The organism is Neobacillus sp. Fa239, assembly GCF_055395235.1.
Map to the genome: position 1 here is coordinate 4172363 of NZ_AP041611.1, position 19032 is coordinate 4191394.

22 protein-coding genes are annotated in these 19032 nt (G+C 38.9%); 2 read left to right on the plus strand and 20 right to left on the minus strand.

Annotation, left to right across the window (positions count from 1 at the left end; genetic code table 11):
* Nucleotides 1–32: 32 nt before the first annotated feature.
* Nucleotides 33–1832: a M3 family oligoendopeptidase gene (locus tag ACZ5XR_RS20670; RefSeq protein ID WP_464498318.1), complete on the minus strand. Its 1800-nt coding sequence runs from the start codon at nt 1830–1832 to the stop codon at nt 33–35.
* A gap of 162 nt (nt 1833–1994) precedes the next feature.
* Between ACZ5XR_RS20670 and ACZ5XR_RS20675 the strand changes: the two genes are divergently transcribed.
* Both ACZ5XR_RS20675 and ACZ5XR_RS20680 read left to right on the plus strand, forming a co-directional pair.
* Entirely contained in the window at nt 1995–2678 is a 684-nt protein-coding gene (locus tag ACZ5XR_RS20675; RefSeq protein ID WP_464498319.1) for a response regulator transcription factor, read from the plus strand.
* Between the two features lie 26 nt (nt 2679–2704).
* On the plus strand, nt 2705–3670 hold the full coding sequence (locus ACZ5XR_RS20680; protein WP_464498320.1) for a F510_1955 family glycosylhydrolase: 966 nt from the start codon (nt 2705–2707) through the stop codon (nt 3668–3670).
* An 18-nt stretch (nt 3671–3688) separates the two neighbouring features.
* Here the strand turns inward: ACZ5XR_RS20680 and sigK are convergent, their stop codons facing one another.
* From sigK to ACZ5XR_RS20775, 19 genes are all read right to left on the minus strand, one after another.
* On the minus strand, nt 3689–4405 hold the full coding sequence (sigK, locus tag ACZ5XR_RS20685) for an RNA polymerase sporulation sigma factor SigK (protein WP_464498322.1): 717 nt from the start codon (nt 4403–4405) through the stop codon (nt 3689–3691).
* A gap of 537 nt (nt 4406–4942) precedes the next feature.
* Nucleotides 4943–5083 carry a YrzI family small protein gene (locus ACZ5XR_RS20690; RefSeq protein WP_464498323.1) on the minus strand — a complete coding sequence of 47 codons (141 nt, stop codon included), beginning with the start codon at nt 5081–5083 and terminating at the stop codon, nt 4943–4945.
* A 36-nt stretch (nt 5084–5119) separates the two neighbouring features.
* On the minus strand, nt 5120–5263 hold the full coding sequence (locus ACZ5XR_RS20695; RefSeq protein ID WP_464498324.1) for a YrzI family small protein: 144 nt from the start codon (nt 5261–5263) through the stop codon (nt 5120–5122).
* Between the two features lie 398 nt (nt 5264–5661).
* Entirely contained in the window at nt 5662–5913 is a 252-nt protein-coding gene (locus ACZ5XR_RS20700) for a YrhC family protein (protein ID WP_464498325.1), read from the minus strand.
* Nucleotides 5914–6162: 249 nt separating this feature from the next.
* Nucleotides 6163–7296: a bifunctional cystathionine gamma-lyase/homocysteine desulfhydrase gene (locus ACZ5XR_RS20705; RefSeq protein ID WP_464498326.1), complete on the minus strand. Its 1134-nt coding sequence runs from the start codon at nt 7294–7296 to the stop codon at nt 6163–6165.
* Nucleotide 7297: 1 nt separating this feature from the next.
* Nucleotides 7298–8221, minus strand: coding sequence for a PLP-dependent cysteine synthase family protein (locus tag ACZ5XR_RS20710; protein ID WP_464498328.1), 924 nt, complete (start codon nt 8219–8221; stop codon nt 7298–7300).
* Nucleotides 8222–8241: 20 nt separating this feature from the next.
* On the minus strand, nt 8242–8937 hold the full coding sequence (gene mtnN / locus ACZ5XR_RS20715; RefSeq protein WP_464502393.1) for a 5'-methylthioadenosine/S-adenosylhomocysteine nucleosidase: 696 nt from the start codon (nt 8935–8937) through the stop codon (nt 8242–8244).
* A 56-nt stretch (nt 8938–8993) separates the two neighbouring features.
* Complete coding sequence (locus ACZ5XR_RS20720) at nt 8994–9632, minus strand: class I SAM-dependent DNA methyltransferase (protein WP_464498329.1); 639 nt, start codon at nt 9630–9632, stop codon at nt 8994–8996.
* 129 nt (nt 9633–9761) lie between these two features.
* Nucleotides 9762–10439, minus strand: coding sequence for a YrrS family protein (locus ACZ5XR_RS20725; protein WP_464498330.1), 678 nt, complete (start codon nt 10437–10439; stop codon nt 9762–9764).
* Between the two features lie 74 nt (nt 10440–10513).
* On the minus strand, nt 10514–12274 hold the full coding sequence (locus tag ACZ5XR_RS20730) for a peptidoglycan D,D-transpeptidase FtsI family protein (RefSeq protein ID WP_464498331.1): 1761 nt from the start codon (nt 12272–12274) through the stop codon (nt 10514–10516).
* 48 nt (nt 12275–12322) lie between these two features.
* The gene (gene greA / locus ACZ5XR_RS20735; RefSeq protein ID WP_464498332.1) at nt 12323–12799 is read right to left on the minus strand and encodes a transcription elongation factor GreA; all 477 of its coding nucleotides are present in this window, start codon (nt 12797–12799) and stop codon (nt 12323–12325) included.
* 178 nt (nt 12800–12977) lie between these two features.
* Complete coding sequence (udk, locus tag ACZ5XR_RS20740) at nt 12978–13610, minus strand: uridine kinase (protein ID WP_464498334.1); 633 nt, start codon at nt 13608–13610, stop codon at nt 12978–12980.
* 1 nt (nt 13611) lies between these two features.
* A complete protein-coding gene (locus ACZ5XR_RS20745) occupies nt 13612–14883 on the minus strand; it encodes a peptidase U32 family protein (protein WP_464498335.1) in 1272 nt (423 codons plus the stop codon).
* Nucleotides 14884–14900: 17 nt separating this feature from the next.
* Complete coding sequence (locus tag ACZ5XR_RS20750; RefSeq protein WP_464498336.1) at nt 14901–15830, minus strand: peptidase U32 family protein; 930 nt, start codon at nt 15828–15830, stop codon at nt 14901–14903.
* On the minus strand, nt 15827–16477 hold the full coding sequence (locus ACZ5XR_RS20755; RefSeq protein ID WP_464498337.1) for an O-methyltransferase: 651 nt from the start codon (nt 16475–16477) through the stop codon (nt 15827–15829). The genes ACZ5XR_RS20750 and ACZ5XR_RS20755 overlap by 4 nt, the downstream gene beginning before the upstream one ends.
* 223 nt (nt 16478–16700) lie before the next feature.
* Nucleotides 16701–17837 (minus strand): endolytic transglycosylase MltG, encoded by a 1137-nt coding sequence (mltG, locus tag ACZ5XR_RS20760; protein ID WP_464498338.1) that lies wholly within the window; start codon nt 17835–17837, stop codon nt 16701–16703.
* Nucleotides 17838–18017: 180 nt separating this feature from the next.
* Nucleotides 18018–18308 carry a DUF1292 domain-containing protein gene (locus tag ACZ5XR_RS20765; protein WP_464498339.1) on the minus strand — a complete coding sequence of 97 codons (291 nt, stop codon included), beginning with the start codon at nt 18306–18308 and terminating at the stop codon, nt 18018–18020.
* Between the two features lie 12 nt (nt 18309–18320).
* Nucleotides 18321–18737, minus strand: coding sequence for a Holliday junction resolvase RuvX (ruvX, locus tag ACZ5XR_RS20770; RefSeq protein WP_464498340.1), 417 nt, complete (start codon nt 18735–18737; stop codon nt 18321–18323).
* Between the two features lie 10 nt (nt 18738–18747).
* The gene (locus ACZ5XR_RS20775) at nt 18748–19008 is read right to left on the minus strand and encodes an IreB family regulatory phosphoprotein (protein ID WP_464498341.1); all 261 of its coding nucleotides are present in this window, start codon (nt 19006–19008) and stop codon (nt 18748–18750) included.
* Nucleotides 19009–19032 lie beyond the last annotated feature (24 nt).

Consider the following 19032-nt stretch of genomic DNA (forward strand, 5'->3'; position numbering starts at 1 on the left):
GAGGCTGTTCCTTTGCGGACAGCCTCCTTCTTTTACATATTTTCCGTTAACTTAAGGAATTCTTCAATATCATCTACACAAAGCTTGACAGCTTTTTCCCAGAAGACCTTTTCAGTTAAATCAACCTGTAAATGTTTCTTTGCTAAATCCTCCACTGTCATGGATGCTGTATCTCTTAATAAGGCAATATATTTCTCCTCATAGGCGCTTCCTTCTTCAAGCGCTTGTGCGTAAATTCCCAATGAGAAAAGGTAACCAAACGTATAAGGGAAATTGTAAAATGGCTGGTTTGTGATAAAGAAATGCAGCTTCGATGCCCAGAATAATGGGTGATATTCCTCCAGCGCATTACAATAAGCTTTCTTCTGAGCAGCCAACATTAATTCGTTTATTCGTTCTATTGACAAAGTCCCTTTCTTTCTTTCTTCATAAAAACTTGTTTCAAAGAGGAATCGTGCATGGATATTCATCAGCAAGGCAACGGTTCTTTGAATTTTATCATCTAAAAGCCCAAGTTTTTCTTCCTCATTCTTTGCCTTCCTTACTGATGCATCTGCGACAATCATCTCGGCAAAGGTTGAAGCCGTTTCGGCAACATTCATTGCATAATTGCGATTTAAATGCTTGACTCCATCCATAGAATACGAATGAAAGCCATGACCAAGCTCATGTGCAAGAGTGGAGATATTGGACGGTGTTCCTGAGTATGTCATAAAGATTCGGGATTGGTTGCTTTCCGGGAAGAACGTGCAAAAGCCGCCCGGTGCTTTTCCTGGTCGATCTTCACCTTCAATCCAAGCTTCTTCAAAAGCTTTTTTGGCGAATGCTGCTAATTTTTCACCAAACAAGGCAAAATTTTGCTGAATGAACTCGGCGCCTTCTTGAAAAGATACTTTCGTCTCGATGTTTCCAAAAGGCGCGTCCAAATCAAACCAACTTAGTTTTTCAACCCCGATCATTCGGGCTTTCCGTTCTAAATATTTTACAAGTGCATCCTTACTTTCGGAGATTACTTCCCACATGGTCTCAAGTGTTTTTTTCTCCATACGATTAATGCTGAGGGGTTCCTTTAAAACATCCTCCCAGCCTCTCTTTTGATAAACACTCAACCGGAAACCTGACAGGTGATTTAACGTTTTCGCCAAAAAGTCAGATTGCTCCCCCCATGCCTGCTCCCATTTTTTAAACACAGTTTTCCGAACTTCCCGATTTGGACTGGAGAATTTGTTAAAGGCTTGACCGACTGATAGCTGCTTCACTTCGCCGTTTTCCTCGACAGGAATTTTTATTTTTCCAACGATTAAATCATACAGCTGCCCCCAGCTATGGTAGCCATCGACTCCCAGCGTGTTAATCAATGCTTCCTCTTCCTTTGAAAGCTTATCTTTTGCTCGCTCACGGCGTTCTGATAATACAAACGAAAGAGCTGATAACGCGTCATTTTCCAGGACTTGACTCCACGCCTCATCATGAATGGTTACTAAAAGACTATCAAAGGATGATAAGGCCGTTTGAAAAGCTGCGCTTAAACTAATGACTTTTGCTTCAAGTTCATAGGCTTTTTTGTCCTCTGTATTTTGTGCTTGCAAGCAGCCGACAAAAGCACCTGCTTGCCGCAGCTTTTTGGCAGCTGCTTCAAAATCGACAAGCAGTTCCCCTAAGATTACATGATCTTCACCTGTATTTAACGGTATCCAAGTATTTACTTTTGATTGAAATAGTTCAATTATATCAGCTGTCTTTGCTAAATGTTGGGCCAATTCAGGAGATTCACTGCCTCCATTAAAAAAAACCTCCAGATTCCAAACATCTGAATATGTAGTTAGTGCCATTTTTTGTCCCCCCTTATATTTATACCATTTTATTATATGTTTATTTTTCTAAAAATTCTATTTTTGGGATTCATCCACCACATTCCTCTAAGTTTTCAAACTTTGATTCTCCTATTTATAGTATAATTAATAGCTAGATTAGTGCGTCGGGAGCGATTGTTAGTGAAAAAGGTGTTATTAATCGATGATGAAATAAGAATGCTTGATTTGCTTTCCCTCTACTTAACACCACAAGGATACACTTGTATTAAAATGACATCAGCATTTGAAGCCCTCCGTTATTTAGAGACTGACAAAGTGGACATTATTTTGCTGGATGTGATGATGCCTGAAATGGATGGCTGGGATGCCTGCAGTGAGATTCGCAAGCATTGGGATATTCCGATTATTATGCTGACAGCGCGCAGTGATAAAATGGATATTGTCAAAGGCCTAAAAATAGGTGCGGATGATTATATTTCCAAACCTTTCGATGAAGAAGAGCTTATCGCCAGAATGGATGCCATTTTAAGAAGAAAGAATGGCACTACAGCACGATCCTTTCACGGACTATTCCTGAAAGAAAATACTTTCGAAGCTTCTTATCAGGAAAAACTCATTCCTTTAACGCCAAAGGAATTTTCATTATTGGGGCTTTTTCTGCAAAATAAAAATAAAGTATTTACGCGTGAGCACTTACTTACTACTTTATGGGGCTACGCTGCTTCGACAGAGGACAGGACAATTGATTCACATGTTCGGAATTTAAGAGATAAATTGCGAAAAACCGGTTTTCCTGTGGATGAATATTTGACAACCGTGTGGGGCCTGGGGTATAAGTGGATGGATAAGAATTCGAATTCGTAGGTGCTTGGGAGGAACGGGAGAAAAAAATGAAGGCGCAAAAAATAATTATTTTTACCATTATTATAGGTCTGTTTGTTTGTCTGTCCGCATGTGAAAACCAAAGCCGGAATCAGCAGAATAGTGTGCAGACAAAGGCCAATATTCCATTCAAAATCGTCCAGGTAAAAACAATAAAAATTAGCCAAATATACGGAATCGGCTACCCGGGCAATGATAACGGACTTTATATTGCCGCAAATCATGGACTGAAAATCTATAAGGACTCTAAGTGGTATGGCACAACCACTAACCAACATGACTTTATGGGTTTTCAAGCTGTAAATAAAGGATTTTTAGCAAGTGGTCATCCAGAGAAGGGGCTTGGACTTAAGGATCCGCTTGGAGTAGTACTAAGTGATAATAAAGGGAAAACACTTAATGATTTAGCCTTTTACGGTAAAAAGAATTTTCATTTTATGGCTGCCAGTTATTCAGGAAATGGCATTTATTTGATCGGTGAACAGCCAAGCAAAGAATTAAGCACGGGCGTAAACTATTCCAAGGATAACGGTGCTACCTGGAAAAAAAGTGCCTTTCAAAATTTCAAGGCCGATTCTCTTGGTATGATTGCTGTACACCCCAATAATGGTGATATAATGGCAATGGCTACGAGGTCTGGAATTTATTATTCAGTAGATAACGGGAATATGATGAAATTAATTACCCCAAATATTATGGTTACAGCACTAACCTTCGACAGGGATCAATTATTATTTTCAAGTGTTGAAAATCAAAATATCCTTTTAAAAATGATGAATCCTACATCTGGAAAACTAACAAATATTGAAATTCCTTTCTTGGATTATGATAATCCGATCACGTATGTGGCCGTTAATCCTAAAAACACCAGGGAAATGGCATTTTCCACTTATAATAATGATGTATATCAATCCCATGACGGCGGGAAAAACTGGGTCACTATAATGGAAGACGGAAAATTGGAGCAGGATTAAATCCTGCTCCTTTTCTTCTTATCGACCCTTTTTTCGCTCCTTTTCCGCTCGGTAAAATTCATGAAACATTTTCATTAAGGCCCGCTTTTCAATTCTTGATACATAACTTCTGGAGATTCCTAGTTCCTTTGCAATTTCCCGTTGTGTTTTTTCCTTTTGCAAATCAAGACCAAATCTTCCGATAATTACTTCTTTCTCACGATCATCCAGCACATCAATATATTTTCTTATTTTCTCAAGCTCCATGTTTAATTGAATGGTGTCAATGACATCTTCTGATTCAGATTTGAGGACATCAATTAGCGAAATTTCGTTCCCTTCCTTATCCTGACCAATCGGATCGTGAAGCGACACATCTTTTTTTGTTTTCTTTAATGCGCGAAGATGCATGAGGATTTCATTCTCAATACAGCGAGCCGCATAGGTGGCAAGCTTTGTGCCTTTCCCTTCTGAGTAACTTTCAATGGCCTTAATCAATCCAATCGTTCCAATCGAAATTAAATCCTCTGAATCCTCACCTGTATTTTCAAATTTTTTTACGATGTGAGCAACGAGACGAAGATTATGTTCTATTAACATATTGCGTGCATGTGAGTCCCCTTCTGCCATTAATCGCAGGTATTTCCTTTCATCGGCCGCAGAGAGGGGTTGAGGAAAAGCATTATTTTTTACATATGAAACAAGAAATAAAAATTCCTTCACTAAAAAACCAAGTGCAGTGAAAATTCCGGCCATACAGATCCACCCCTTCTTTCATATGGACTATCGCCTATAACTCATTCCTATGAAAGAAACAGGAGGATTGTGTCTGTCCAGAATATTTTATTTGTTAAAAAACGAAAAAAGCATTAACCAAAATGATGGTTAATGCTTGAGCATTTATTCGTTAACGCTAACCTCTACTCCAATAACACAACCTATCGCAGCAGTCAAAATAACGGACATCACAACCATAAACAACATATTCTCCACCCCTTTAGAAAATACAGTTATTTCTAATACGAATTTACCATATTTTCACTGTACCAATCTCCAGGAAATGTGAAAAATTGGTTAACAATAAAAGTTTTTTAGGAAAACTTATCCATTTATAATTACTTTTTCTTCGGCCGTAAAAAAAGTGATAATAATAAAATGTGCAAAGGCATTTAGATTACCTCCTATATCATTTTTCCGCTAGGTGGTATCTTTCATAACCCACAAGCTATCCTCACGTCTTTGTATTAGAAAAATCATCTCAAAAACCACCTTTCATTTTATGAATTTTATTACTTACATCAAATGATGCAGGGAAATTTGACGGTCTTTATTTTGCTCATACAATTTTTCAACCATCTCATGGTGCAAAGCTTCATTAATATTTATCTTTCGTTTTTTTATCGTAATGGAAAGGAATAATATATTTAATGTCATGTTTACCACCTCCTTTTAAAAATTGAAACTCAAAGTTTAATAAAATAAATGGTTCATCGAAGCATGCCGGTCTTTATTTTGCTCATAAAGTTTTTCAACCACTTCCTGGTGAACTGCTTCCTCAAGATTCATTTTCCGTTTGTGAATAGTGATCGAAAAGAATAATATATTCAGAGTCATGGGTTCCACCTCCTTAAGAAAATTTTTTTCTAACAACATCTACAATGTATGCAGCACATATCCATTATGGGATTAAAAAGGGCACAAAAAGGCCGCAAGAAGACATCTTCCCTGCGGCTTGATCGATTTAGGTACAAAAATACCGCAAGGCGTCATTCTCCCTGCGGCATGGATATGTACAATAGCAAATTGGTTAAGCTATCCATTCCAGTTTGGTCGAATGCGTAATATTCAAATATAAAATTTTCACTTCTGCAAATGTTCTCATCATCTTCTTCGACCTCCTTGGGAATTTTTAACTAACTATGGTAATTATATCCACACGCAGCCATATTGTAAACCATTTTTTACAAAATTTTTTATTACTCACAAAAAATAGGCGCCCCCAATGGGAACGCCTAATTTTTCTCTTGACCATCATCTTCCATGTCTAAAAGCTTTCGCTGACACTGCTTAAACCGCACAAAAAATAAAATGGATGCGGTTAGAAAAGATATGGAAGTGAAAATCATCATATTTAAATCCTCCGGACTTTTGGAGGTAGGAATAATGGCTCCTAAATAGAAAAACACACCGACAGCTAATAAGATCAAGGCAAATCGTTTAAAATCCACCATTTTTTCATAAAGATTTTTGGATTGCTGGTTCATTTCTTATCACCTGCTTTTCTTAAAATCTACTAACCTACTTTAGCACAGATTTCGGGTGTTCAGTGGATGTAAATTTTAGAAAAATGGGTGTGTGAATAGGTTATCTACAAAAATTCGAATTTATCTACAAATATTCAAAGGTTATCTACGAAATAATAAATTTATCTACAAAATTTCAAATTTATCTACAAAGTTGCCTTTCCAAATAAAAAAGAGACTGAATCAAAAACGATTCAGTCCCCTTACAATTTATTGCAATGCCTGAGTTAGATCATCAATCAAATCCTCGACATCTTCCAGTCCGACGGAAATCCGTACTAATCCATCGGCAATTCCTAACTCAGCCCGTCGTTCTGCCGGGATGGATGCATGTGTCATTCTTGCCGGAACGGATATTAAACTTTCGACTGCACCAAGGCTTTCAGCCAAAGTAAAATATTTTATTTTGCTTAATAACCGGTCAGCATTTTCGGCACTGCCAACATCAAATGAAACCATCCCGCCAAAGCCGCGCGCTTGTTTTTTAGCAATATCATGATTGGGATGGGATTCAAGTCCGGGATAATAAACCTTTTTAACGGCAGAATGCCCTTGTAAAAACTCTACAATAGCCCTTGTATTTGCTTCCGTTTCTTCCATGCGAATTCCCAATGTCTTAATTCCTCTGATTAACAGCCAGGAATCCTGAGGTCCTAAGACTCCGCCAGTGGAGTTTTGGACAAAATGCAGGTCTTGAGCCAGTTGATCATTATTTACAACGACAAGTCCGGCAACGACATCGCTGTGACCGCCAATGTACTTAGTCGCACTGTGCAGAACAATGTCTGCGCCAAGATCCAGCGGATTTTGCCAATATGGGGTAGAGAAGGTGTTATCTACGATGGTCAGCAGGTTATGTTGTTTTGCTAACTCTGCCGCAGCTTTAATATCGGTAACCTTTAAAAGCGGATTCGTTGGCGTTTCCAAATAAATCGCTTTTGTGTTCGGTCTGATTTCACTTTTAATATTATCCAAATTGCTCGTATCAACAAATGTCGAGTCAATTCCCATACGGTTTAAAACCTTTGTCATCACGCGGAAGGTTCCGCCATATACATCATCCGTTAAAAGGACATGATCGCCACTGTTAAACATCATGATAACAGCTGTAATGGCCGCCATCCCGGAGCCAAAAGCAAAACCTGCTGTCCCGCCTTCAATATCCTTTATCAGCTCTTCTAATGCATGTCTTGTCGGATTGCCGGTTCGTGAATATTCAAAGCCCTTATGGCCGCCAACACCCTCTTGTTTATACGTACTAACTTGATATATGGGAAAGGAAACAGCACCTGTTGCTGGATCCTCACTTATTCCGCCATGAATTAATTTTGTCTTCCTTCTCAAACTAAATACCTCCTTCAAAAATCTTTTTACTTAAATATCGCTCACTACCATCTGGAAAAATAACCGCGATATTAGTACCTGGTTTGGCTGCACGAGCCTCTTGTAATGCTGCAAAGAAGGCTGCTCCAGAAGAACTTCCAACAAGAAGGCCTTCCTTGGCTGCCAGCTCTTTAACCAGCTGGAAAGAATCATCATCTGAAACCGTATGAATCGTATCAAAATAAGCAGTGTCCATAAACGGAGGCAAGAATTCCATTCCAATCCCTTCCGTTTTGTGGGGACCTGATTCCCCCCCATTTAAGATGGAGCCCTCCGGTTCAACAATGACGGTTTTCACATCTTTTTTCCGTTCTTTTAAAAATTTGGATGTCCCCATAAAGGTTCCGCCGGAGCCGGCGCCTGCAACAAATATATCAATCTGGCCATCCAACTGCTCCCACAGTTCTGGTCCAAGTGTCTTGTAATACGTTTCAGGATTTGCAGGATTCGCAAATTGCTGCGGACAAAAAGAACCGGGGATTTCCTTTAATAGTTCTTCCGCTTTTGCGATTGCACCCTTGATCCCCTTTTCTGTCGGCGTATGAACGATTTTCGCTCCCAATGCTTTCATTAAATCTTGCTTTTCAATACTGAATTTTTCCGGAACACACAAAATAACCTGTACACCCTTATTGATTGCAGCAAGCGCCAAACCAATACCTGTATTACCTGCTGTAGGTTCAATAACTGTTCCGCCCGCGCGGAGCTTTCCGCTTGCAAAAGCATCTCGAAGGAGCTCGATTCCTAAACGGTCTTTAACACTTCCGCCTGGGTTCATAAATTCAAGTTTTGCAAAAAGGCGAACCCCTTCCGGCAATGAAAACTGGGTAATTTCCACAATGGGTGTATGGCCAATCATATCATGAACATTTTTAAAAACATTCATTTTTCCACCACTTTCTAAAACTAACTTAATGCCGAGATCATTTTCATGACTAATGCCGAAGAATGACGGGCTGCTTGATCAATAAATTGATCAAATGATATTTCTGATTGCTTTCCGGCAATATCGGATAGAGAGCGTATAATGACAAAAGGTACGCCAAATTGATGTGCCACTTGGGCAACCGCGGCTGCTTCCATTTCAACAGCTTGCAGGTTTTCAAACTTATTCCGTATATAATTAACGCGTTCCGGGTTTTCCATAAAGGAATCTCCAGTTGCAATTAAACCTTTCACGATTTGAAAATTATCTAATTCTTTCGCAGCGATTACTGCTGCAGTAATCAGCTTTTCATCCGCCGTAAATGCGGCTGGTAACTGCGGCACCTGACCATATTCGTAGCCAAACGCTGTGACGTCTACATCATGGTGCCGAACCTCTGTAGAAATCACCGCATCTCCCACATTAAGTTCAGGGTTAAAACCGCCTGCAGAACCGGTATTGATAATGCAATCCGGCTTATATTTTTCGAGCAGAATCGTTGTGGACATAGCGGCATTCACTTTTCCAATGCCGGAACGCAGGAGAATGACCTCTGCACCTTGCATACGCCCAAAGGTAAATTCGCAGCCGGCAACCGTTTCTTGTGTCCTTCCATCAATTTTCTCTCTCAAGTATGTCACTTCTTCTTCCATTGCTCCGATGATGGCAATTTTCATTCCTTGACCTCTTTCTTGTCTTGCCGAAGCACTCATCAAAGGTGCTCCCGCTTTTCTTATTGTTTTACACCTTCCATTAACCAGACAAATTCGTTACATCTTGTAAAGGATACGCTAAACCCGTTCTTTTCAAAAATATGTTGTAAAACCGGAATTGTTGTATAATATTCTGTTTCTAAATCATTTGCCAGGTTATGAAAGCCTTCCGTTTTCGCTTTTACGATTGCACAATTATAATCTTCCTCGGTTTCATACATCGTATCCGCAAACACTATTTTACCACCTTTTGAAAGAAGCTTGCTATATAGTGCAATAGCATTTGCTTTTTCTTCATCTGTTAAATGATGAAAAGCATAGGTGCTAACAAATGTATTGATTTGATTTAAGTCAGGAAAAGAAAGAAAATCACCATCGACAATCGTAGTTTTATCTCCAAGCTTTTCGAAAGCAATTTTTCTCATTGATGGTGACGGTTCAATTCCGGTAACTAATAAACCTCTTGCCATCAGCTTTTGGGTTAGGTTCCCTGTTCCAACACCAAATTCGACTACATGTCCGTAAGAACGGGCTGCAACCAAATCTAAAATCTGATCATAATGTGAAAAAGCTTCTCTATATTCCATATCATGACCTAAAACAGTATTATCATATGAATCTGCCCATTGCTCAAAAATTTCTAAAAACTCTCTACCCATAATTTCACGCTCCTGATGTAAGCACATAATTCCTATAAGTATACTATGGATTAACCAAACATTATGTTATCATAATGCTTATTTTTGTTCAAATAAAAAAGATGGAGCCGTTCAAACGGCATCCATCTCTTAGTTTCCATTTATATCGCTAAGTTGTTCAACCTTTGTAGGCTGCCAACCTTTACCTTCTACCCATTTAAGATAGACTTTGTATTTTTGCTGTTTATCTTTAGACGAAACTGTACCGATTGAACCATTTTCAGTACTTCTATCCCTTCCAAGATGCCATACGATCATATTACTTTGGTCCAAACCTGTTGCAGAAGAAATCGCACTAAGCATTTCACTCCAATCTTGTGAACTGGTATCATAAACGGTATTATGTGTGCCAGTTTGAGAGATATCAGAATTTCCAGAGGTTTGATCATTGTTTTCCGAACTTCCACCATTTGCAGCTACTGCCTGATTTTCATCCGTAGATGTTCCACTCGAAGATTGTTGATCTCCTGAAGCAGTACTGTCTGTCGTTCCATTGGAACTATCGGATGCGTTCGAATTGCTGTCGGATGTGTTTGCTCCCTGTGAAGCAGCATTCGAAGCATTATTATTTTGTGAAGTTTGCTTCACTGCATTATTTGGAACATCCTTCTTGGAGGATGCATTGTTATTTCCTGAAGAAAAAATCGTATAGGCAACAAATAAAATTAGTACTAAGACAATGATAATTAAACTATTTAAAATTACATTTGTCTTCTTCCGTTTCGAACGGTATCCAGAACGGGAATTTGACTGGAAATCATTGTTCATGTTTATCCCTCCTATAAAAGGTCTCTCAACATTCTATCATGATTTACAATGAACTTGAAGAAAAATCCCTTAATTTAATGTCCTGCTATGTCTTTTTGATATAGCATCTTTACCATATCAGCAAATAATAAATTAACACCGCCTTCCTGATCGTAAACATCCAAATTTACAGCAACAAGTGCGTATTTAGGGCTTTTAAATGGGAAATAACCAGCAAACCACTTATTATGTAACTGCTTTCCATTTTCATATTTCCCAGTTTCAGCTGTTCCAGATTTTCCAGCAACTTCATAAGGGAGATTTTGAAACCATCGTCCGGTTCCATTTGGATTAACGACCACTCCTCTTAATAATTTTTGCAGCTTCATAGCGGTAAAAGGGGATATTATTTTTCCTGGAAGATTTTTTTTTGCAAAATTAACCATGGTAGTTCCGTTTTTATATTCAATCTTTGACACAGCCCTAACCATTTCCTTTTGACCGCCTCTTGCTATCGTGGCCATCATATTGGCTGCGGCTAACGGGGTAGCTCTAACTTCATCCTGGCCAATCCCTGACATCGCGATGTAGTTGGCATCTTTTCTCGCGCGATCTGATAAGAAAACCCGGCCATTATCTTCTTCGCTAAGCTGTTTAAAATGACTGATATGAAATACGTCCCCTTGCCAGCCAACCGGTCCCAGTAATGACAGCCTGGAAGCATAGTCCTCTAAAGCATGAGAATCCTCTTTTTGCAGCTCTTTTGCAATTTCTCCAAATGTACGATTGCAGCTCCTTGCAAAGCTTTCAGCAAAATTCAATTTTCCATAATTATATTTCTGCTCAGGGGTACCATTGATTTTTTTGCTGCAATCATAGAGAAGGGTCGGCAGATCTAAATTATCTTCAATCGCCGCTGCTGCTACAACGGTTTTAAATACAGAGCCCATTATTTGCTGGGTAATCATTTGGTTTGTGATACCGGCACCATGATACGGGTTCTTTTTATCGAGATTTGGCCGTGAAACCATGGCTAAAATGCTATTATCTTGAATATTGAGCAGAACGACTCCGCCATTTTTAATGTGGTGCTTGTTCACTAACCGTTCAGCCTGTTGCTGTATATCCTTATCAATAGTTGTTTTGATATTCACAGGATAAAACGGATTGGCAGGATCTACATACCTTACATTCATTCCAAATAAAGGAGCTCCATCCCCATCAACATGAAAGACAAGTTTTGACTTCCCATCAGGGAGGAGGAATTCATCAAAGCTTTTCTCTAAGCCGGAAACCCCTAATATTGTTCTCTCAGGAAGTTTTTTATGAGGATAGCGTTGCTTTAAAATATTAGGATTTTCTCCAGTAAGACCAATCAACTGTTCGGCAGAAATAGTTGGACGATCCATCTTTCTTTCAATTGCAAAGACGCCGGGGATTTGTAATGCATTAATTTTTTCAACTTGTGATGAGGTTAATTCGATTGGGTTTGGATCACCAAAAGAAAATGGCTTTTTGGCATTATTAACTGCCTTATGAAGAGAATCAGCCGAAATTCCGGATATTGATGAAACCTTATTTATATCCCAATTCATTTTTTTTAAAAAAGGAAATAGGACAAGAACAAAAATTCTTTTTTGGTTGAGGAAATTTCCATTCCGATCCAGAAAATTCCCTCTCCCATTATCAATCACCATTTCTTGTGTTCGTTGTTTCACACTTTCCTCTATTAAATTTATATGGTGCTTTGAAAATGTTTCTGTATCCATTAACTGAATTTGCATCAAGCGAAACAGTAGAAATACAAAGCAGGCCGTACCGAGAATCAGCAAACCTTTCGTACGTCGTCTCCACATAAAAAACACCTCGTCATAAGTTTTGACGAGGTGTTTGGGTTTCAAACATTACTTAATAGAAACGATTCGAACGCTCATTTCGCCGCCTGGGGTTTGAACGGATACTTCATCGCCAACTTTTTTCCCGATCAGGCTCTTGGCAATTGGGGAATCGTTTGAGATTTTCCCTTCAAATGGGTCTGCTTCAGCGCTCCCAACAATTGTATACGTTTCTTCTTCACCATCAGGAAGTTCAACAAACGTTACCGATCTTCCCAAGGCTACTGAATCACTGGTCGTTTCGCCTTCTTCAATAATTTTTGCATTTCGAATCATATTTTCTAATGTTGTAATCCGGCCTTCTACAAAGGCTTGTTCTTCTTTTGCAGAATCGTACTCAGAGTTTTCAGATAAATCACCAAAGCTTCTGGCAATTTTAATTCTTTCAACAACCTCTTTCCGTTTAACGGATTTTAAGTACTCGATTTCTTGCACTAGTTTTTCTTTACCTGCTTGTGTCATTGGAAATACTTTCTCTGCAGCCAAAACGACTCACTCCTTCTAGTCCTCACAATCCCCCAATAGATTGTGCATGTAGTTATGTAGGTTTTACATAAATAATACTTTAGCGCGTCCTTTTGGAAAGGGCGCGCAAAGTCTAATATCCGAAGCATAACATATCTAAAATGTATACGCTTCACTTTTTATTTTCTATGCTATTGTTTCATAAAAATGACTTTTGTTCAAGAATTGTTTGAATTTTTGTGACCATTAAATCAATTGCCACATGATTATGTCCGCCTTCAGGAATAATTACATCCGCATAACGCTTGGTCGGTTCAATAAACTGATTATGCATGGGGCGCACAACATTCACGTATTGATCAATAACAGAATCAAGCGTTCGTCCTCGTTCCTTAATGTCACGCTGCATCCGGCGAATAATTCTAAGATCGGCATCGGTGTCCACATATAGTTTAATATCCATTAAATTACGAAGACGTTCATCCTCAAGGACTAATATTCCTTCTAAGATTATAACATCTTTTGGTTCAACAGGAATAATTTCCTCTGAACGTGTGTGTATTGAATAATCATAAACAGGCTTATTAATTGGTTCAAAGCGCAAAAGCTTTTCGATATGATCAATGAGTAAATCATTATCGAAAGCGAGCGGATGGTCATAATTCGTTTTTAACCGTTCTTCAAACGGCAAATCACTTTGATCCTTATAATAGTAATCCTGTTCAAGCATTAAAATAGAATGACCTTTAAAACTGTCAATAATCGCTTTTGTTACACTGGTTTTTCCGGAGCCGGAGCCGCCGGTTACACCAATAACAACCGGTTTGCGCATTCTAGTTCTCCTTTCGCATCATGTTGTTAGGGTAAACCGGTTTGTCCAATTTAAATTGTACAATTTGAAGTGGATGTCTTGCCGCATCAAGTTCATTTCCTTTTTCATCCCAAATTTTATCAATAACATGAGTAAAATTGGAAATTTCCGGACCGAAGAATTCCACTTCATCACCTGGTTTAAAATGATTTCGCTGCTGTAAGGTAACGATTTGGGTATCTTCATTATAGTCTAATACAAGACCAACAAATTCAAACCTTGTCTTCTTGCTATGATTACCAAACATTTGCTCTTTATACCCTGGTACGCCTTCAAAAAATGCCGGTGCCGTTTCACGGTTGGCACATTTATCAAGTTCTTCCAGCCATTCTTTTTGAATAACAAAATTCTCAGGATCGGCACAGTAGGCGTCTATCACTTTACGGTACACACTCACAACTGTCGCAATATAGTGAATGGATTTCATCCGGCCTTCGATTTTTAAACTATCAATTCCAAGCTCAATCATCTGTGGAATCGACTGAATTAAATTAAGGTCCTTTGGGCTCATGGCGAAAGGAGCATCCCCACCTTCAAAGAGCGGAACCTCCGTTGTGTTATCCGAGAGCTGATATAGATCATAATCCCACCGGCAAGACTGGCAGCAGCCGCCTCGGTTAGAATCCCTTGCAGTCATATGATTACTCAATGTACAGCGTCCGGAGTAAGCAATACACATGGCACCATGGATAAAGGTTTCAATCTCGATATCCACTTTTTCCTTCATTTCTTTTATTTCTTCTGCACTTGTTTCGCGGGCCAATACGACCCGTTGTAAGCCTTCCTCTTTCCAAAATTGGACAGCTTTCCAGTTTGAGAGAGACTGCTGGGTGCTTAAATGAATCTCAATCCCAGGCGCCACTTTTTTGCAGGTTTCGATAATGAGAGGATCGGCGACAATAATTCCGGCCACCCCTGCATTTTTTAAACCAATAAGATAATCTTCTAATCCATCAATATTTTCATTGTGGGCGAAAATATTTGTTGTAACATAAATTTTGGCGCCATAACCTTTGGCAAACTCCACGCCCTCTTTCATTTCTTCAAACGTGAAATTATCCGCATTGGAGCGCAGACCGTATTCCTGGCCGCCAATAAAAACAGCGTCAGCTCCATATTGCACAGCTATTTTTAATTTTTCGAGATTGCCCGCTGGGGCAAGGAGCTCAGGCTTCTTGACAATGACTCGCTTCCCATTGATCATCTCAGAAATCTTATCTTTAACAATACTCACGATCCAATTCCTCCTTCTTAATATACTGTCTCTTTGAAAAAGAACCCTGTATCTAAAGGACGATTAGCCGGTTGAATTTCCTCCATTGCCGCTAATAATTCTTCTTTTTTATCTTCATAAAGGTCTTCATCTTCAAAATATAAATCAATTGCTTCACGGTATGCTTTTGTCACAGCATAAATATATTCGGGACTTTTTAGAATTCCGTCAATTTTAAAGGAGTCAACTCCGGCTTCCAGCATATCCTGCAGCTCATCAATAATGCACATGTCATTCGGACTCATGATATGTGTGCCATTTTCATCTTCGAAAATCGGGTATTTGTTTTCGCGTTCTTTATCATGCAAAAACATATTCTTTTCCATTTTACGATTTTCAATTTCCATAACTTTTCCTTGATACTCGTAATAGTTACCCAGCAATGACCGCTTCGATTGAAACATGCAGCTCATTCCATGTACTTGCACTTCAATTTCTACTTCTGCGTTTTCTTTGATTTCAACAATCGCATCCATATTGATTTCACGTGCGAGGACAGCCCGTTTGGCTCCCTTTCTGCCCCAATAATTGCAGCTATACCAATTTGTCCCTGTTGTCTCCGTGCTCCAATGTAATTTCATATTTGGAGCAGCAGCTCTTGCTGCTATTAAAACAGCCGGGTCACCAAAAATAATGGCATCGGCATTTGCCTCTTCAGCAAAACGGATATAATCGTCCAACTCTTCAATTTTTTCATTATGAAAAATCGCATTCATGGCCACATACACCTTTTTGCCATGTGAATGGGCTATTTCGATTGCTTCTCTTACCTCATCACGGTTAAATTCCCCGGCTAAGCGCAAGCCATATCTTTGTTCCCCTACGATAAAGGCATCGGCACCTGCTTTTGCCAAAGGCAATATATCCTCTACTGTCAAAGGAGTAACTAATAATTCGGGTTTATTCATTTTCTTTCACCTCTTCTTTTGCTGATTGCAACTCCATCACCCACAGGAAGAATAACGGTATCATAATCGGGATGATTCATTAACCAGCGATTAAACTCATCTATTTTTTTAACAAGATTTCGCGTTCTTTTCGACTCAATCTCTGTATCACAAACAAGGCCCTTAAACAAAACATTATCAGTAATGATAATCCCGTTTTTATCAAGATAATTGGAATAGATTTCAAAAAATTTTTTATATTGACCTTTTGCTGCATCGATAAAAATGGCATCAAAAGGAGCATGTCCAGCGACTTCTGTTTCAACTTCCAGTGCATCACCTTTAATAAGTTCGATTTGCTCAGCTCTTCCGGAACGGCTGATAAAATCTTCCGCCAATGAATAGCGCTCCTCGTCGCGTTCAATCGTGACAATCCTGGCTTCCGGAAGGGCATAGGACATTCGCAGTGCAGAGTAGCCAATTGCTGTACCAACTTCAAGAATCCTTTTTGAGCCCTGTATTCTTAATATCTGAACCATTGACTCTATTCCAGCCAGCTCCATGATCGGGACTTGGTGATTTCTCGCAAAATCCTCCATTTCCATTAGCAATGGGAGACGATTCGGAATTAAATTTTCTATATAAGAATGTAGCTTTTCATTGAGCAAGCTACTCACCTCAATCCTTTAAAAGCATGATGCTCTTTAGACATGAAAAAATAGCGTTCACAGAAAACTCCAACATCGCACTAAACCTATAAAGCGATGAGGTTGGCAGAAAGTCCGCCGAAAGTAACAAACTGTGAGGCACGCTATAGAATGCTTATTAAAACACTTGAACTATTTTACCATAAAAAAAAGGGGAAAGCTAATTTTTCCCCAAATACTGTCGCTATTTTTTATTGGAAATATATTTGGCTTTTTCCTGGTTATGCTCGGCAAGTGTTTTTGTAAAAATAACCCTGCCATCCGGTGTGGCCAGAAAATATAAAAAGTCTGTCTTATCAGGACGTAATGCCGCTTCAATCGATATGATTCCGGCATTGGAAATCGGCCCGGGCGGTAACCCCGTATTTTTATACGTATTGTATGGGGAACTCACTTCCAAGTCTTGATAATATACTTTTTCTTTATGTCTTCCTTCTGCATAAAGGACCGTTGGATCTGTTTGCAGCGGCATCCCCTTATTAATCCGATTATAAAAGACACTGGCAATCTTCCCGCGATCGGCTTTTGCGGTCGCTTCCTCCTCAATTAAAGAGGCCATCGTTAACAGCTCGTGAATCGACTGCTTTTTCTCTTTTCGTTCTTGAGTAAAAGCTGCTAAAACTTTTTGGGTTTTATCCAGCATCTCCGTGACAATATCATCTATTGATGGATTTTTCTTGTAAAATGAATAGGTCGCCGGGTATAAATATCCTTCAAGCGGATATTTTATGTTGAGATTCAGGATTTCATTTGTTAACAAATCAGGATATTTCGCCATCATTTTTTTAATAAGGGCTTTATCATTTAATTGATTAAATACTTCCGTTTCCGGCTTATTAACTGATTTAGCAATGATTTGAGCTATTTCCTTTAACTGCATTCCCTCTGGAATGGTTATTTTAAAAGCAGCCTGCTGTAACACTTTTCCTGTTTTTAAACGGCTGAGAATTTCAGGTATATCCATGGAAGGGCTTAGTTCATAAACGCCAGCCATAAAACCGCCTTCATTTTTTAATTTAACATAATATTTGAAAACCCTTGCACTTTTGATTATACCATCCTTTTCTAGTTCCTCACCAATTCCTGCAACGGATGAACCAATGGGAATGTCGACTTTTTTCAATATTTTACTGTTTGGATCAACAGGTTTAAGAGCGGATTTAATATAAAGATAACCTCCACCCCCAATTATGATAATGAATAAAACAATTAGGACTGAAACAATCATGACTATTTTTCTGATGATCTTTGCTTCCTTTTGGTGCTCGATTAATTTTTTCTGTATTGCCTCTTTATTAGGGCCTTTATCCTTTGTTGCCATAGTTCTCTCCCTTCCAAACCAAACGAACCATCTTAGCTGTCCATACTATGTAATAAAAAGAATAAATAAACAATTGACTTCGTAGTAATTTCATCACATACATCGAAAAATGTCAATTTTACAATTAATTTGACGAATATAGACATAAAAAAACCGGCCAATGAATTGGCCGGTTTCCTTCTATTCTTCGTCTTCTTGTTCGTCAAGGAAGGTATTAAGCATTTCTTCAATCATATCCCATTCCTCGTCGGTTTCAATTGGCATTAATTCCCCATCTTCGTTATCTTCTGTCGGTACAAATGCGGAAGCATGGATTTCAATATCCTCTTCGTCTTCTTCATCTGTCCCAACTGGATAATAAAGAACATATGATTTTCCAAATTCCTCAGAATCAAAAGTAAATAATACTTCACATAACTGTTCGTTGCCGTCTTCATCTACTACTGTAATATGGTTCTCACCATGATCCATGTTTTCACCTCATTAATTTTTACTATCAAGAAAGCCTTGTAAAATCATTACCGCAGCCATTTTATCGATTACTTTTTTGCGTTTTTTTCGGCTGACATCCGCTTCTAACAGCACTCGTTCAGCTGCCATTGTCGTAAGCCGTTCATCCCATAAAACGGTTGGAACTGAAAACCTCGCTTCAATTTCAGCCGCATAATTTTGGCTTGCTACGCCACGTGGGCCAATAGTGCCATTCATATTTTTAGGCAAACCGATTATGACCTTACTAACTTGATACTCTTTTATTAATTGACCAATTTCTTCAAAACCAAACTCTTCTTTTTCTTCATTGATTTTGAGAGTAGTAAGCCCTTGTGCTGTCCAGCCCAGTTCATCACTGATCGCCACACCGACTGTTTTAGAGCCTACATCTAATCCCAAGATGCGCATTCGTTAACCCCTATCGTTGTTGTTTAAGATATGATTTTACCAATTCCTCAATAATTTCATCCCGTTCCAGCTTTCTGATGATGTTGCGGGCATCCCGATGTCTTGGTATATACGCAGGGTCTCCGGATAAAAGGTATCCAACAATTTGATTGATTGGATTGTACCCTTTTTCCTGCAAGGCTTCATAAACTTGAAAAAGAACATCATTTACGTCGTGTTCAATTGGCTCTTCCGGAAAATTGAATCTCATTGTTTTATCAAATGAGCTCATTTTATGCACCTCGCAGTTTTAAAA

What these genes read in the sequence shown, in the direction of transcription:
- ACZ5XR_RS20670 (WP_464498318.1), bottom strand. Translation starts at nt 1,832, where the DNA reads ATGGCACTAACTACATATTCAGATGTTTGGAATCTGGAGGTTTTTTTT.
- ACZ5XR_RS20680 (WP_464498320.1), top strand. Translation starts at nt 2,705, where the DNA reads ATGAAGGCGCAAAAAATAATTATTTTTACCATTATTATAGGTCTGTTT.
- sigK (WP_464498322.1), bottom strand. Translation starts at nt 4,405, where the DNA reads ATGGCCGGAATTTTCACTGCACTTGGTTTTTTAGTGAAGGAATTTTTA.
- ACZ5XR_RS20690 (WP_464498323.1), bottom strand. Translation starts at nt 5,083, where the DNA reads ATGACATTAAATATATTATTCCTTTCCATTACGATAAAAAAACGAAAG.
- ACZ5XR_RS20695 (WP_464498324.1), bottom strand. Translation starts at nt 5,263, where the DNA reads ATGACTCTGAATATATTATTCTTTTCGATCACTATTCACAAACGGAAA.
- ACZ5XR_RS20700 (WP_464498325.1), bottom strand. Translation starts at nt 5,913, where the DNA reads ATGAACCAGCAATCCAAAAATCTTTATGAAAAAATGGTGGATTTTAAA.
- ACZ5XR_RS20710 (WP_464498328.1), bottom strand. Translation starts at nt 8,221, where the DNA reads ATGAATGTTTTTAAAAATGTTCATGATATGATTGGCCATACACCCATT.
- mtnN (WP_464502393.1), bottom strand. Translation starts at nt 8,937, where the DNA reads ATGAAAATTGCCATCATCGGAGCAATGGAAGAAGAAGTGACATACTTG.
- ACZ5XR_RS20720 (WP_464498329.1), bottom strand. Translation starts at nt 9,632, where the DNA reads ATGGGTAGAGAGTTTTTAGAAATTTTTGAGCAATGGGCAGATTCATAT.
- ACZ5XR_RS20725 (WP_464498330.1), bottom strand. Translation starts at nt 10,439, where the DNA reads ATGAACAATGATTTCCAGTCAAATTCCCGTTCTGGATACCGTTCGAAA.
- ACZ5XR_RS20730 (WP_464498331.1), bottom strand. Translation starts at nt 12,274, where the DNA reads ATGTGGAGACGACGTACGAAAGGTTTGCTGATTCTCGGTACGGCCTGC.
- udk (WP_464498334.1), bottom strand. Translation starts at nt 13,610, where the DNA reads ATGCGCAAACCGGTTGTTATTGGTGTAACCGGCGGCTCCGGCTCCGGA.
- ACZ5XR_RS20750 (WP_464498336.1), bottom strand. Translation starts at nt 15,830, where the DNA reads ATGAATAAACCCGAATTATTAGTTACTCCTTTGACAGTAGAGGATATA.
- mltG (WP_464498338.1), bottom strand. Translation starts at nt 17,837, where the DNA reads ATGGCAACAAAGGATAAAGGCCCTAATAAAGAGGCAATACAGAAAAAA.
- ACZ5XR_RS20765 (WP_464498339.1), bottom strand. Translation starts at nt 18,308, where the DNA reads ATGGATCATGGTGAGAACCATATTACAGTAGTAGATGAAGACGGCAAC.
- ruvX (WP_464498340.1), bottom strand. Translation starts at nt 18,737, where the DNA reads ATGCGCATCTTGGGATTAGATGTAGGCTCTAAAACAGTCGGTGTGGCG.
- ACZ5XR_RS20775 (WP_464498341.1), bottom strand. Translation starts at nt 19,008, where the DNA reads ATGAGCTCATTTGATAAAACAATGAGATTCAATTTTCCGGAAGAGCCA.